The sequence below is a fragment of the Streptomyces sp. SYSU D01066-1 genome (assembly GCF_054956795.1).
Genome location: NZ_JBUDHV010000028.1, coordinates 49,646 through 64,411 on the forward strand (window position 1 = coordinate 49,646; position 14,766 = coordinate 64,411).

Sequence of the window (14,766 nt, forward strand, 5' to 3'; positions counted from 1 at the left end):
GTTCGCCGGTTCGCAAGGATCACAAGGACACAAGCCCCGGACTTCCCTGGAGGGACGGTTCTCCATGAACCCGCTCTACACCGCCGTAGCCACCGCCACCCACGGCCGTGACGGCCGCGCCGTCAGCTCCGACGGCAAGCTGGACCTCGCGCTCGGCTTCCCGGTCGAGTTGGGCGGTGACGGCAAGGGCACCAACCCCGAGCAGCTCTTCGCCGCCGGCTACGCCGCCTGTTTCGGCAGCGCCCTCGGTACCGTGGGCCGCGCCGCCAAGGTCGACGTCACCGACGCCGCGGTGACCGCCGAGGTCGGCATCGGCAAGGAGGGCGAGGGCTTCGCGCTGGCCGTCACCCTGCGCGTGGAACTGCCCGACACCGTCGACGAGGAGACCGGCCGCAAGCTGGTCGAGCAGGCCCACCAGGTCTGCCCCTACTCCAACGCCACCCGCGGCAACATCCCGGTCGAGCTGGTCATCGAGTAACGCCTACCGGGTTCCCGGCCCCGGGGAGCCGACCCGCGCCAGCACCTCCCCCGTCCGCTCGCTCCACGCCACCACCACCGCCTCCTCGGGCACCGGCCGCCAGCGGGTCAGCAGCAGCCAGCGCACGCGGTAGCGGCGGACGACGGCGGCGCGCTCGGCGCGGGTCGAGTCCCGGTCCAGGTACCTCGCCACGTCCGCCTCGCGCCGCTCGCGCTCCCGTTCGTCCAGGGAGGGGTCCGGCCAGGCGGGCGCGGCGAGGTTCGGCCCGTACCCGGCGATGGCGTGTCCGGCGTAGTACCCGTCGGTGATCACCACCTCGCCGGGGCCGATGTGCCGGGCCGCCCAGCCGTACGCCGGCCAGCTCGGCGGCTGCGGGAAGCCGACCGGGACCAGCGCCCCCGCGTGGACGGTGAGGAAGCCGAGGGCGGTGCCGGCCGCCGCCGCCCACCCCAGGGCGCGGCGCGCGGCGCTCCACGGCCGGGGCGCCGCCAGCTCCACGGCGAGCGCGAACTGGAGCGGCACCAGGGTGAGGCCCAGGACGCGGCCGTAGGTGTAGTGGCCGCTGAACCAGCCGTACGCCACCACCAGGCAGTCCAGGGCGAACATCAGCACCAGCGGGTCCCGGGGCGAGCGGCGCCCGCGCCGCCACAGCGCGGGCAGCCCCACCGCCACGGCCAGCCAGAACTCCCCGGCGAGCTGCCCGTACAGCGTGCGGTGCACCGCGTCCACGCTGCCGTCACCGGCCAGCGCGAACACGTCGAAGTACGGCCACGCCGCGCCGGTCAGCGCGGCCGTCGCGCCGGTCAGCGCCCAACGGCCCAGCACCGGCCCCGCCCGGCGGCCCGGCTCCGGCCGGCGCCGCTGCCACCCCGCGACCAGGGCGACCGCGCCCAGCACCGCCGCCACCGACGTGATCGGGTGGACCAGCAGGACCAGTCCGTACAGCACGCCGAGGGCGGCGTACCCGGGCAGGCCGCGCAGGCCGGCGGGGCCGACCCAGCGCACCCGGCGGGTGTCCCGGGCCCGCGCCCCGGTCAGGGCCCAGGCCCAGAAGGTGAGCCCGATGGCGAAGGTGGAGGGGTAGCCGAGGTTGCCGGTCATGGACATCAGCCCGAGGTAGCCGCTCCACCAGGCGCGTTCGGTGCCCCACAGCAGCGTCATCGCCGACAGGGCCAGCACCGGCGCCCAGGGGCGGGGGGTCAGCGTCCGGACGAAGCGGTTGACGCCGGTCAGCAGCACCAGCAGGTTCAGCGGGCCGGCCAGCCGCACCACCTCCCAGCCGCCGAGCCCCGTGAGCCGGGCGAACGCGCCCTGCGCCAGCGCGTACGGCGAGTAGTACGCGCTGCCCGCGCCGGGCAGGTCGGCCATCGGGTGACGGGGACGGAGGAGGTCGGCCTGCAGGCGTTCCACCACCGCCGCGTGCTGACCGGCGTCGCAGCACAGCGGCACCCGCCAGTACGCCAGCGACACCACCAGCCAGAACAGGAGACCGGCCGCCTGACAGGGGGTGGGGCGCCAGACACGGCCGCCGCGCAGCGCCGTGGCGCCGTGCACGGCCCGCCGGACGTGGACTCCGGCGCTCACCGGAGGGACGGGGTGGGGAGCGTCTGGGGCATTTGCCGTATGTTCCCGTCCGGGTCAACGGCGTGAACCGACGTCACCGTATCGGGTGACGGTCGGTTGGTCGCGTGTGCCGCCCGTACCGGGTGACGGTCAGCCGGCCGTGCGTGCCGTCCGTATCGGGTGACGGTCGGCCGGCCGTGCGTGCCGTCCGTATCGGGTGACGGTCAGCCGGCCGCGTGCGCCGCCCGGTCGGCCTGGCCCTGCGCGGGGACCTGCGCCCGGCCGCGCACCACCGGCTCCAGCAGCAGCGGCAGCCCCACCACCGGCAGCAGCCAGGCCAGTACGATCAGCCGGCCGCCCCAGATGCCGATGTCCGGGTGCCCGGCCTGGGTGAGGACGCCGGTGGCCGCCGCCGCGATCAGGAACGGGCCGGACGCGGGCCGCCGCAGCGCGCCCCACGCACCCGCCGCCAGGGCGGTGACGAACAACGGCTCCCGCAGTTGCCGGCGCGACCACTCGGTCCAGAAGTTGCCCTGCAACTGGAGGAACTCCGGCCACGGGCGCTCCCGGTCGGGCCGGGTGAAGTGGTCGGCCAGCAGGTCCTGGAGGCTCTCCGACTCCGAGGGGTAGTGCAGGAGGCGGGCCAGCACGACGGTGGTGAGGGCGGCGTACAGGCCCAGGGCCGTCAGCCGTAGTACGCCCCGCCCCGGCGCCTCGCCCCGGCGCACCCGCCGGAGCGCGACCACCGCGCCCGCCACCGCCAGGCACCCGCCGAGGAACAGCGCCTGCGAGTGCTTCACGGTGAACAGCAGCGCCAGCGCCCCGGCGACCAGCCAGTACCCCCGCCGCTCCGGCCGCGCCCGCGTCACCAGCGCGCACCCCCACACCGCCGTCAGCGTCAGTGCCATCAGCAGCCCCTCCGTCATCGGCCGCATCGCCACCGCCCCGCACGGCAGCACGTAGTACAGCGCCTGGCCGGTCAGCGCGAGCGGCACCGGGAGGGCGAGGGCGCGCAGGACGAGGAAGACCAGCACCCCACCCGCCGCCGCGGCCAGCACGCTCGCCGTCCACACGCCCCAGGTCACGCCCAGCACGGTCACGAACGGCACCAGGAACGCCGGATAGCCGGGCCGCGCCTCGAAGATCCGCATGAAGCGCTCCGGCATGAACGGCGCCGTGCGCCCGCCGGTCTGCCCGGCCCGCAGCCGCCGCTCCACGTTCCGCCACTCCCGCTCCCGGCACTGGGCCGTCACCCGGGCGGTGGGGTCGGCCCGGTGGAAGCGGACCATGTGCACGCTCTGCGCCCGCTTCGCGCTCGACGCCCGGCTGGCGCAGTAGTGCTCGATGGCGCCCGCCGCCGCGCCCCGCTTGTCCGCGCCGGACAGGCTCAGGGCGTAGGAGAGGTAGTTCTTGGTGTCGGGGGTGTCCCGGCCGGTGACGTTGGCGAGCTGGAGGAGGGCGAAGACCGCCGCCAGCAGCAGCACCCGCGTACGTACCCCGGTACGCCGCCTCACGAGGGGGTCAGCAGGTCGCGGCCGGACGGCACCGCGCGGGCCCCGGGCACGGCGGCCGGCCCCGGCCCCGGCTCCGGCTCCGGCTCGCCCAGCATCAGCGTGCGCACCACCCGCTCGGCGGCCCGCCCGTCGTCGAACGCGCAGAACCGCGCCCGGAACGCCGCCCTCAGCCGCGCCGCCTCCTCGTCCCGCCAGGTCCCCGACGCCAGCAGCCACGCCAGCTCCCGGTAGGAGCGGGAGACGTGGCCCGGCGGCTCGGCGGTGATGTCGAAGTACAGGCCGCGGCTGGCCGCGTACGCGGCCAGGTCGTCGGCGTGGACCACGACCGGCCGGTCCAGGTTGACGTAGTCGAACATCAGGGCGGAGTAGTCGGTGACCAGGAGGTCGGCGGCGAGCAGGACGTCCTCGACGTGCGGTTCGTCGGTGGCGTCGACCAGCACGCCCCGCCGGTGCAGGTCGGCCAGGCCCAGGCCGCGCGCGGGGCCGGTGGCCAGGGACGGGTGCAGCCGGACCACCAGGGTGTGTCCCGGGCCGAGGTCGGCGGCGAGCCGGGCCGGGTCGATCCGGTCCACGTGCCCGCCGCGCCGGTAGTCGCGGCGGGTCGGCGCGTACAGCACGACCGTGTGCCCGGCGGGGATGCCGTGCCGCAGCCGGAACCCGGCCCCGGCCGCCTCGTCGCCGCGCGCCCGCACCAGCACGTCGTTGCGGGGGCTGCCGGTGCGCGCCGAGGCGAAGTGGCAGGGGTAGGCCCGCTCCCAGACCAGCTCCGAGTGCAGGTTGGCGACCAGGCTGTGGTCCCAGCGGTCGGCGCGGCGCAGCATCTGCGGCACGTCGAGCCCGTGCCGGGCGCCGGGCTTGCCGAGCAGGTCGGCGCCCATGTACTTCAGCGGAGTGCCCTGGTGGGTGTGGATGTGGACGGTGCCGGGACGCTTGGGCACGGCGCCCGGCCAGTTGACGTTGTTGACGAAGAACGTGGCCCGTCCGGTCACCCGGCGCCAGGCCGCGCTGCCGAGGATCACGTGCTCGGTGCCGGGCGGCAGCGACGGCACCAGCTCCTCGTCCCGCAGCACCCACACCCCGCGCAGGTGCGGGGCGACGCGGCGGGCCTCGTGGTAGATCGCCGCGGGGTCGCCGAGGACGCCCCGGTGCGAGAAGGCCGAGTACACGACGAGGTCCGGGTCGAGGGGGAGCCGGGTGCGCAGCGCGGACCCGGCCCGGTGCAGACGCGCCGTCGCCGCCGTACGGGCCCGCCCGGCCCGTCGCGCCAGCGCCCGCCCGGCCCGCGCGCCCTGGGTGCGCGCCGCGTACGCCGCGTAGCCGCCCTCCAGGACCCGCAGCTCCGCCGGGACGCGCCCCCCCTCGGGCCGGTGGGCGCGGAACAGCGCGGCCGTGCGGCGGAAGAACTCGGCCCGGTCACACGGGGGCAGCCGGTCCGGCTTGGCCAGGATGTCCAGACAGTGCTCACCCATCTTGGCGTGCAGGAACGACCGCCAGCGGGCCAGTTCCGGGCGGGCGTCGACGAACGCGAACACCCGCTCGTACTGGGCGTGGACGTCGAAGTGCTTGCGGCTGGTGGTGGACAGGATGCTGCCCCGGCGGCGCTGCCGGTAGTACAGGCAGATCCGGTCCAGCGTCGCGATCCGCCCGGCGCTCAGCAGCACCGGGAAGGTCCAGGGCGTGTCCTCGTAGTAGCCGGGCGGGAAGGCGAAGCCCCCCTGTTCGACGAAGGAGCGCCGGTAGGCCTTGTTCCACACCACCATCAGCAGGTCGAGGATCTCCGGGCGTTCGGCGGCGGTGAAGACGCCGTCGGCGGCCTCCGTCAGGACGTGGGCGAGGACGTTGCGGCGCGTGCCGCCCCACCAGTACGCGCGGGCGTAGTCGAAGACCAGCACGTCCGGGTCGCCGGTCTCGGCCAGCCGGTCGGCCAGCGCGCGCAGCGCGCCCGGGGTGAGGGTGTCGTCGCTGTCGAGGAAGAGGAGGTAGTCGCCGGTGGCGTGCGGCAGCCCGGCGTTGCGGGCCGGGCCCAGGCCCACGTTCTCCGGCAGGTGCAGCACCCGCACCCGGTCGTCGCGGGCCGCGTACGCGTCCAGGATCGCGCCGCAGCCGTCCGGGGAGCGGTCGTCCACGGCGATCACCTCGATGTCCCGGTACGACTGCTCCAGGACCGAGTCGAGACACTCGCGCAGGAAGCCCTGCACCTTGAAGCAGGGGATGATGACGCTGAAGCGGGGCACGTCGGCTCCTTACGAGAGGGGCGTGAGGGAGGCCGCGGTGGAGGCCGCAGGGGCGGGGGCGGGCGTGGCGGCGGGCGCCGGCGTACGCGCCGCGAGCGGGGTGACCGGCGGGAGCGCCTCCGGCGGCTCGCCCAGGAACACCCGGCGCACCACCCGCTCGGCGGCCCGGCCGTCGTCGAACTCGCAGAACCGCTCCCGGAAGGCGGCCCGCAGCGCGGCCGACCCGGCGTCCGCCCAGGTGCCGTCGCGGAAGATCCGGGCCAGTTCCTCCGGGGTCCGGGCGACCGGCCCGGGCGGCTCGGCCAGCAGGTCGAAGTAGACGCCGCGGGTCTCTTGGTAGACCTCCCAGTCGTCGGCGTGGATGACGATCGGGCGGTCGAGGTTGGCGTAGTCGAACATGATCGACGAGTAGTCGGTGACCAGCGCGTCGGCGGCCAGGCAGACGTCCTCGGCGCTGCGGTGCGCGGTGACGTCGATGATCCGGCCGCCGCCGCCGAGCGCCCCGCCCCGGTCGTAGAAGTAGTGGGCGCGCAGCAGCACCACCACGTCCTCGCCGGCCGCCTCGCAGAACGCCGCCAGGTCCAGGCCGCCGGCGCCGAACCCGGTCTCCCAGTCGCGGTGGGTGGGGGCGTACAGCACGGCCGTCGCCCCTTGGGGGACGCCCAGCTCCGCGCGGACGCGCGCCACGTCGTCGGCGGTCGCCGCGTAGAAGACGTCGTTGCGCGGATAGCCGTACTCCAACTGCTCGTAGGAGCCGGGGAAGGCGCGCTCCCACGTCTGGGTGGAGTGGCGGTTGGCGCAGAGGTTGTAGTCCCAGCGGTCCACCCGGCCCAGCAGCTTGCCGAAGCTGCCGGTGGCCGCGGCCACCACCGGGTACGTCGACTGGTCGACGCCCATCTTCTTCAACGGGGTGCCGTGCTGGGTCTGGAGGTGGACGCTGCCGGGGCGCTTGACCACGCCCTCCGCGAAGTTGGCGTTGTTGACCAGGTACTTCGCCCGCGCCAGCACCTCCCAGCAGCGCCGGCTGCCGATCACCGCGTGCTCGACGTCCGGCGGCAGGGTGTGCTCCTGGCCGGCCTCCACCAGGAACACCGAGCGGATGTGCGGGGCGAGTTCGCGGGCCTTGGCGTGGATCGCGGCCGGGTTGCAGGTGTAGCCGCGGCCCCAGTACGCGCAGTAGACGGCGAGGTTCGCGTCGAGCGGGCGGAGCAGGTGGGCGCGGTACAGCAGGCGGGTGCGCAGACCACGCGGGCGGGGGAGCGCGCCCCGCGCCGCCGCCAGCGCCCGGTTGGCGCCGCGCAGCGCGCGGAACACCGTGTACGCCCCTCGGGCCAGCAGCCGGTGCTGCACCCCGAGGCTGCCGCCGGGCGCCCGGAAACCGGCCGGGCGGTGGACGGCGTACAGCGCGCTCGCCCGGCGGAAGAAGGCGGCCCGCCCGGCCGGCAGCCGGCGCGGGTGGGCGGCCGTCTTCAGGACCGCCGCGAACAACTGCTCGAACAGCGCGGTCCGCCGTACGTCGGACAGGCCCAGCCCGGCGGCCCGGAGGAGCACCCGTTCCACCTGGTCGAGCAGTTCGGCGTGGTGCTCGCCGGGCCGGTTGAGCCGACTGCCCTGGCGCCGCACCAGGTGCCGTACGAGGACAGAGCGCAGGACCGCCATCCGCTCGGCCTCCGCGGCCACCCGGCCGCCGAAGCCCACGTCGGTGAAGTACCCGTCGGGGAAGGTGATCCGGTGCTCGGTGAGGAAGGCGCGGCGGTAGGCGGCGCTCCACGCCGGGAGCTGGACGCCGGTCAGCCGGGGCGCGGCGTCGGGGGCGAAGGCGCCGTCGGGCGCGGTGGCCAGCAGCGGGGCGGCCGGGTTGGACGGTTCGCCCTCCCACCAGGGGGTGCGCTCGTGCTCGAAGTAGAGGACGTCGACGTCGCCGGTCACGGCCAGCCGGGCGTCGAGCGCCGCGAGCGCACCGGGTACGAGGGCGTCGTCGCCGTCGAGGAACAGCAGGTACGCGCCGGTCGCCGCCCGCGCGCCGGTGTTGCGCGCCCCGGCCAGGCCGTCCGCCGGCGGGGAGTGCACGGGCGCCACCCGGGAGTCCCGCCCGGCGAGGGCGGCGGCCACGTCGGCCGCGGAGCAGTCCGGTGTGCGGCACACCGGGATCAGCTCGAAGTCGCCGAAGGACTGGGCGAGCACCGAGTCCAGGGCCTGGGACAGCCGTCCCGCGACCCCGTGGGACGGGACGATGATGCTGAAGCGCGGCATGCTGCTCTCTCCGTCGTCTCGCAGTGCTGCTGCGTGCTGCGTGCTGCTGCTGCGTGCTGCTGGTGCGTTGCTGTGTCGTTGTGCGCTGCTGGTGCGTTGCTGCGCTGCTGCGTGCTGTGCGCCGCTGATGCGTCGCTGTGCTGCTGTGCTGTCTTCGCTGTCTTCGCTCTCTTCGCTGTTTCGTGCCGCTCTCCGGTGTGCCGCCGCTCCGGTGCCGCCGCCGGGCCCGGCTGCCGCCACCGCCGCCGCGGTGACCGGGCCGCCCCGTCGGCCGCCGCACGGGCGGCCGGGGCGGAGCGGGCCGGGACGGACTGCGGGGCATACGGACTCCCGGGGGAGGGGCGGTCGGCGGCGGTCACCGGCGTGCGAGGGCGTGCGGTGGCGGTCAGAGGCGCTCGGAGAGGGGCGGGCGCGGCCGGAGCGCGCCGGAGGCGGCGGCGTCACCGGGACCGGCCGGACCCGGCAGGGCGACCAGGGGCGTGCGCGGGGACGCGGCGGGCGCGGGGCGCCGGACGCCGAGCGGCGCCACCGGCAGCGGCGTGCGCTCCCCGAGCACGATCCGGCGTACGGCGCGTTCGGCGGCGTGGCCGTCGTCCCAGGGGCAGAACCGCTCGCGGAACGCCGACCGCAGCCGGGCGGCGCGCGCTCCGCACCAGTGCCCGGTGGCGAAGACGTCGATCAGCTCGTCCTCGTCGCGGGCGGTCACGCCCGGCGGGACGGCGTGGAGGTCGAGGTAGAGGCCGCGGGCCGCCTCGTACGCCTGGAGGTCCTCGGTGTGCAGCACGATCGGCCGGTCCAGGACCGCGTAGTCGACCATCAGCGGCGCGTAGTCGGTGACCAGGACGTCCGAGGCCAGGCAGAGCGAGGGCAGCCGGGGGTGGGCGGTGACGTCGATGACCCCGGGGACGCGCGGGACCGGGGGCGGGGCGTCCCCGGCGCCCGGCCCGGCCTCGCCCCGGGCCAGCACCACGAAGCGCGGGCCGAGGCGGCGTACCAGGCGCTCCAGGTCGAGGGGGAGGCGCTGGGTGCGCCGGTGGTCGCGGCGGGCCGGCGCGTACAGGATCGCGACCGCGTCCTCGGGGACGCCGAGCACGTCCCGCAGCCGGGCCACGTCCGCGGCCGTCGCCCGGTGGAAGACGTCGGTACGGGGCTGGCCGCACTCCACGACCGTGTAGGTGCCGGGGTGGACGCGCTGCCAGGTCAGGGTGGAGTGGCGGTTGGCGGACAGCACGTGGTCCCAGCGGTCGACGTCACGCAGCAGTGCCGCGAAGTCGGTGCCGTGGGCGGCGGCCGGGCGCTCTTGGCGGTCCAGCCCCTCGTGGCCCAGCGGGGTGCCGGCCTGCGTCTGGACCAGGACCTGACCCCGGCGCTTGACCAGCCGGGGGTCGAAGGGGGCGTTGTGCACCAGGTACTTGGCGCGGGCCAGCTGGGTGAGGTGGCGGGCGGTGCCGGGGGAGACGCGGCGCGGTCCGGGCGGCACCGTGTGGTGGAGCGCGGGGGCGGCCACCCAGGCCGTGCGGATGTGCGGCACGACGGACCGGAAGGCCTCCTCCAGCGCCCCCGGGTTGCAGCCGTAACCGCCGTAGCCGCCGTGTGCCTGCCCGGCGTGCCCGGCGTGCGCGGCGAAGAGCGCGCGGTCGGCGCGCAGCGGGAGCAGGCGCTGGGTCCGGTAGTGCAGGCGCAGGGCGCCGGAGCGCGCGGCGCGCAGGGCCCCGACGGCGAACCGGAGGACGCGGCGGCATCCGGCCGAGGCCCGCCGCAACGCCCGGTAGGTGCGGTGCAGACCCAGCCGCAGCAGACCGTGCCGCAGCCGGGCGGACAGCGGGGCGGGGGCGCCCCGGACGTGGTAGCGGCGCAGATGGGCGCGGGCCCGGCGCAGGAACTCGGCGCGCGCGCCCCGTGGCAGGCGGTCGCGCCGGGAGAACACCACCACCAGGTGGTCGGCCATCCGGCGGAACAGCACCGGCCGCCAGCGCGCCAGCTCCGGGTCGCTCTCCAGGAGCGCGAAGACCCGGTCGTACTGGGCGAAGACGTCGAGGTGGCGTTCGCTGGGCGTGGTCAGGATGGAGCCCCGGCGGCGCTGGCGGTAGTGCACGCAGACCAGGTCCAGGGTCGCGATCGACTCCGCCCGCATCAGCACCGGGTACGTCCACGGGGTGTCCTCGTACAGGCCCGGCGGGAAGGAGAGGCCGGCGCGTTCGACGAACTCCCGGCGGCAGGTCTTGTTCCACGCCACCATCAGCAGGTTCAGCAGGCCGGGGCGGTCGGTCAGCCGGAACGGGGCCGGGCCGTCCTCGGCGAGTCGGGCGGCGCCCTGGTTGCGGACGGTCTCGCCGGTCCAGTACGCGCGCGCGTAGTCGTAGACGAGGACGTCCGGGTCGCCGGTCTCCTCCAGCCGGTTCGCGATCGCCCGCAGGGCGCCCGGGACGAGGGTGTCGTCGCCGTCGAGGAAGACCAGGTAGTCGCCGGTGGCCCGGGCCATCCCGGCGTTGCGGGCCGGGCCCAGGCCCTGGTTGCCGGGCAGGTGGACGGGTCTGACCCGCGGGTCGCGGGCGGCGAACTCGTCGATGATGTCGCCGCAGGCGTCCGGTGAGGCGTCGTCGACCGCGATCAGTTCGAGGTCCGGGAAGGACTGGGAGAGCACCGACTCCAGACATGCGTGCAGATACGCCTGCACCTGGTGTGCGGGGACGATGACACTGAACCTGGGCACGGGACATCCATGGGTCGGCGCGGGCGTTCGGCCCGGGAACGGCCGGTGGCGTGGCCTGGTTACGCCGCCTGCGGCATTCGGGGGACCCCGGACGCGCACACGACCGGGGGCGGACCGCGACCGGCCCGCCCCCGACGACCGCCGCCGGCCGGCTACTTGACCGCCCCGGCCATCACCCCGGACACGAACTGCCGCTGGAACGCGAAGAACACGACCAACGGGACCACCATCGAGATGAACGCGCCGGGCGCCAGCACGTCGACGTTGTTGCCGAACTGCCGTACCTGCGTCTGCAGCGCGACCGTGATCGGCTGGTTCCCCGAGTCGGTGAAGATCAGCGCGACCAGCATGTCGTTCCACACCCACAGGAACTGGAAGATGCCCAGGCTCGCGATCGCGGGCCCGCCCAGCGGCATCACCACCCGGGTGAACAGCCGCAGTTCACCCGCCCCGTCGAGCCGGGCCGCCTCCAGCAGCTCCCGGGGGATCTCGGCGAAGAAGTTCCGCAGCAGGAACACCGCGAACGGCAGCCCGAAGCCGACGTGGAACAGGACGACACCGAGCAGCGAGCCGAACAGCCCGACACTGCCGAAGAGTTCGGCGATCGGGATCAGCGCCACCTGCACCGGCACCACCAGCAGCCCGACCACGCCGAGGAACCACCAGTCGCGCCCCGGGAACTCCATCCACGCGAACGCGTACCCCGCCAGCGAACCGATGACGACGACCAGGACCGTCGCCGGCACCGTGATCAGCACGGTGTTGACCAGCGAGTCGGTGATGTCGCCGTTGGCCAGCAGGTCGGAGTAGGCGGAGAAGGTGAGCCGCGACGGCTCGCCGAGCACCTTCCACCAGCCCTCGGCCGCCATGTCCTCGGGACTGCGCAGCGAGGACAGCAGCAGCCCGATCGTCGGCACCAGCCAGAACAGGCCCACGACGATCAGGGCCACCCGCACCAGACCGCCGCTGACGCCCCCGGCGAGCCGGGAACCCAGCGACCGCCGGGGTTTCGCGAAGGACTCCGCGCTCATCGCCGCACCTCCCGCCGCAGCCGCCGCACGTTGAACCACATCACCGGGATGACGAGCAGCAGCAGGAAGACCGAGATCGCGCTCGCGATGCCCGGCTGGTCCTCGGAGAAGCCCTTGCGGTACAGCTCCAGCGCGAGGACGTTGGCGTCGTCCTGCGACGATCCGGGCGCGATGATGAAGACCAGGTCGAAGATCTTCAGCACGTTGATCATCAGGGTGACGGTGACGACGGCGAGGACCGGCGCCAGCATCGGCACCGTGATCCGGCGGAACACCTGCCACTCGTTGGCCCCGTCCACCCGCGCCGCCTCCAGCAGCTCCCGCGGCACCCCCGCCAGTCCCGCCGCGATCAGCACCATCGCGAACCCGGCCCACATCCACACGTACGAGCCGATGACGGCCGGGGTGACCAGGGACGGGCCGAGCCAGTCCAGGCCGTTGTACGGCTCCTTGAAGTTGTCGGCGGGCAGCCGCAGCAGCGCCCCGTCGGCGGCGGCGGGCAGGGTGAAGGTGCCGTCGTCGGCGGCGGTCGTGGACGCCACGACCTCGCCGTCCTTCACCGCCTCGATCCTCATCCCGGCGTAGCCCAGTTCGCCGCCGTCGACGCCGCCCAGGGTGCCGACGCCCTTGCCGCGGGTGAAGTCCTGCCAGGTGGTGCCGGTGACCTTCCCCGGCTCGGCCTTCGGCGGCGCCGCCTTCCCGGCGTCGTCCGGCAGCTGGTCGGGGGCGACCCCGACCAGCGGCAGCGCGACCGGCGTACCGGCCCGGACGGCCTCCTTGGTGACGAACGCGCCGCCGCCCGCCGCCTTGAGCGGCGACTCGCGGCCCGGGTGCGCCTTCGGGAACGCCGACGCCTGCGCGAAGGTGTCGTGCACCCCGACCCACACCGCGTTGGCGACGCCCTTCTCCGGGTCCTGGTCGTACACCAGCCGGAAGATGATGCCCGCGGCGAGCATCGAGATGGCCATCGGCATGAAGACGACCAGCTTGAAAGCCGTGCCCCAGCGCACCCGTTCGGTCAGGACGGCGAAGACCAGCCCGAGCGCGGTGGCCACGGTGGGCGCGAACACCACCCAGATGACGTTGTTCTTCAGCGCGGTCCGGATGCCGTCGTCGGTGAACAGCGCCCGGTAGTTGTCGAATCCGGCGAAGCCGTCCCCGGACTGGTCGTAGAAGGAACGGATGACCGAGTACCCGATCGGGTAGACCACGAGCGCGCCGAGCAGCACCAGGGCGGGCAGCAGGAACAGCACCGCCACGGCCCTGCGCGTACCGGTCACGCTCTTGCGCGAGGTGGGGGCGGCGGGGCCCGGCGGGGCCCCCGCCGCCGCGGTCGACGCCATCGCGTCAGTCCCCGTAGGCGGCCGCCGCGTCCGCCTCCAGCTTCCGCTGGGTGCCGGCGACGTCCTTCGGGTCGCTCAGGAAGTCCTGGAGCGCCTTCCACTCGCCCTTGCCGGGCGTGCCGCCGAACGCCTGCGGGGCCTGGTCGGACATGTCGAAGCGGAAGTCGTCACCGGCCGCGATCAGCGCCTCGGCCATCTTGCGCTGCACGTCGTTGGGGTAGGCCGCCGCCTCCACGTTCTTGTTCGGCGAGAGGTAACCGCCCAGCTTCGCCTGGACCGTCGCCGCGTCCGGCGATGCCAGGAAGGTGGCCAGGGCCTGCGCCGCCTTCGAGTCCTCCAGGATCACGGCCGCGTCGCCGCCGGAGACCACGGGCGCGCTGTCGCCCACGGCCGGGAACGGGAACACCTTGGCGTCGGTGCCGACCTCCGCCTTGGTCTGCACGATGTTGACCTGCGCGAAGTCGCCCTCGTAGACCATGCCGGCCTTGGGCTGGTCCCCGCCGGTGAAGGTCTGGGTCACGGAGGCGGGGAAGTCCGTCTGGAGCGCGCCGCCCGCGACGTAGTCCTTCTTCCCCCAGATTTCGGCGAGGGTGGTCAGCGCCTCCTTCACCGACGGGTCCGTCCACTTGATCTCGTGCCGCGCGAGCTGGTCGTACTTCTCCGGTCCGGCCTGCGAGAGGTAGACGTTCTCGAACCAGTCGGTGAGCGTCCAGCCCTCGGCGCCGCCGACGGAGAACGGGGTGACCCCGGAGTCGTAGACCGTCTGCGCGGTGGTGAGCAGTTCGTCCCAGGTCTTGGGCTCGGCCGCGCCCGCGTTCTCGAAGACCTGCGCGTTGTACCAGATCAGGGACTTGTTGGCGGCCTTGTAGTAGACGCCGTACTGCTTGCCGTCGACCTTGCCGATGTCCTGCCAGCCCTGGGAGTAGTTCTCCGCCAGCTCCTTGCCCGCCTCGGCGCCCAGCGGTTTGGCCCAGCCCTTGTCGACGGCCTGCTCGATGGCTCCGGGCTGCGGCAGCATCGCGATGTCCGGCGGGGCGCCGCCCGCGATCTTCGACCCGAGGAAGTTGATGATCGGGTCCTGGGCGGGCACGAAGGTCACCTTGGCGCCGGTGCGTTTCTCGAACTCCGCCAGGACCTGCTTGAAGTTCTTCTGCTCGTCCCCGGTCCAGACCGCGGCGACCTCCAGGGTCTCGCCGTCCAGCTCGGGGAGGGTGACGGTGGCCGCCGTCTCCTCGGGGTTCTTGTCCGCGCCGCCCCCGTCCTCGTCGTCGTCGCCCCCGCACGCGGTGAGCGAGAAGGCGAGGGCTCCCGCGACGACGGCCGCGGCGGCTCGTGCGGTTCTGCGGGTCCGTGTCCGTGTCCCGATGGTGCTGGTGGTGCTGCTCGTGCGCATCACTGCCCCGTTCTTCGTTCCTCGTCGAACGCCGTGCGCTGTCCCGTGCGCTCTGGTGTACGCCAGGGGGGTGAGGGCGGCAAGAGCGCGTCCCGCGCCGGGCGGGAGATCGTGACCGCGTCGTGACGGTCCGGCCCGCTCCCGCGCGGACAGGCCGGCCCCGGGGCCGGCGGGGGCCGCGGCGGGAGCGGGCCGTCCGGGGCCGGTCGGGGCTACGGCGGGAGCGGGCCGTCCGGAGCCGGTC

At 74.6% G+C, this 14,766-nt stretch carries 9 protein-coding genes; 1 reads left to right on the top strand and 8 read right to left on the bottom strand.

Annotation, left to right across the window (positions count from 1 at the left end; genetic code table 11):
- Window positions 1-64 precede the first annotated feature (64 nt).
- Entirely contained in the window at window positions 65-478 is a 414-nt protein-coding gene (locus tag ACY1JF_RS23090; protein ID WP_462707113.1) for an organic hydroperoxide resistance protein, read from the top strand.
- A gap of 3 nt (window positions 479-481) precedes the next feature.
- Here ACY1JF_RS23090 and ACY1JF_RS23095 read toward each other — a convergent pair whose 3' ends face one another.
- The 8 genes from ACY1JF_RS23095 to ACY1JF_RS23130 all read right to left on the bottom strand — a co-directional run bounded on the left by ACY1JF_RS23095 (window position 482) and on the right by ACY1JF_RS23130 (window position 14,522).
- The gene (locus tag ACY1JF_RS23095) at window positions 482-2,062 is read right to left on the bottom strand and encodes a hypothetical protein (RefSeq protein WP_462707114.1); all 1,581 of its coding nucleotides are present in this window, start codon (window positions 2,060-2,062) and stop codon (window positions 482-484) included.
- A 203-nt stretch (window positions 2,063-2,265) separates the two neighbouring features.
- The gene (locus ACY1JF_RS23100) at window positions 2,266-3,525 is read right to left on the bottom strand and encodes a hypothetical protein (RefSeq protein ID WP_462707139.1); all 1,260 of its coding nucleotides are present in this window, start codon (window positions 3,523-3,525) and stop codon (window positions 2,266-2,268) included.
- A gap of 26 nt (window positions 3,526-3,551) precedes the next feature.
- A complete protein-coding gene (locus tag ACY1JF_RS23105; protein WP_462707115.1) occupies window positions 3,552-5,789 on the bottom strand; it encodes a bifunctional glycosyltransferase/CDP-glycerol:glycerophosphate glycerophosphotransferase in 2,238 nt (745 codons plus the stop codon).
- Between the two features lie 9 nt (window positions 5,790-5,798).
- Window positions 5,799-8,042, bottom strand: a complete 2,244-nt coding sequence (locus ACY1JF_RS23110) for a bifunctional glycosyltransferase/CDP-glycerol:glycerophosphate glycerophosphotransferase (RefSeq protein ID WP_462707116.1) — start codon at window positions 8,040-8,042, stop codon at window positions 5,799-5,801.
- A gap of 385 nt (window positions 8,043-8,427) precedes the next feature.
- Entirely contained in the window at window positions 8,428-10,755 is a 2,328-nt protein-coding gene (locus ACY1JF_RS23115; RefSeq protein ID WP_462707117.1) for a bifunctional glycosyltransferase/CDP-glycerol:glycerophosphate glycerophosphotransferase, read from the bottom strand.
- A 152-nt stretch (window positions 10,756-10,907) separates the two neighbouring features.
- Window positions 10,908-11,786, bottom strand: a complete 879-nt coding sequence (locus ACY1JF_RS23120; RefSeq protein WP_462707118.1) for a carbohydrate ABC transporter permease — start codon at window positions 11,784-11,786, stop codon at window positions 10,908-10,910.
- Entirely contained in the window at window positions 11,783-13,129 is a 1,347-nt protein-coding gene (locus ACY1JF_RS23125; RefSeq protein ID WP_462707119.1) for a carbohydrate ABC transporter permease, read from the bottom strand. Before ACY1JF_RS23125 ends, ACY1JF_RS23120 begins: the two co-directional genes overlap by 4 nt.
- Window positions 13,130-13,133: 4 nt before the next feature.
- Window positions 13,134-14,522 (bottom strand): ABC transporter substrate-binding protein, encoded by a 1,389-nt coding sequence (locus ACY1JF_RS23130; protein ID WP_462707120.1) that lies wholly within the window; start codon window positions 14,520-14,522, stop codon window positions 13,134-13,136.
- Between the last annotated feature and the right edge of the window lie 244 nt (window positions 14,523-14,766).

Coding starts and splice junctions, on each gene's coding strand:
- ACY1JF_RS23090 (WP_462707113.1), top strand. CDS start 65: ATGAACCCGCTCTACACCGCCGTAGCCACCGCCACCCACGGCCGTGAC.
- ACY1JF_RS23110 (WP_462707116.1), bottom strand. CDS start 8,042: ATGCCGCGCTTCAGCATCATCGTCCCGTCCCACGGGGTCGCGGGACGG.
- ACY1JF_RS23120 (WP_462707118.1), bottom strand. CDS start 11,786: ATGAGCGCGGAGTCCTTCGCGAAACCCCGGCGGTCGCTGGGTTCCCGG.
- ACY1JF_RS23125 (WP_462707119.1), bottom strand. CDS start 13,129: ATGGCGTCGACCGCGGCGGCGGGGGCCCCGCCGGGCCCCGCCGCCCCC.
- ACY1JF_RS23130 (WP_462707120.1), bottom strand. CDS start 14,522: ATGCGCACGAGCAGCACCACCAGCACCATCGGGACACGGACACGGACC.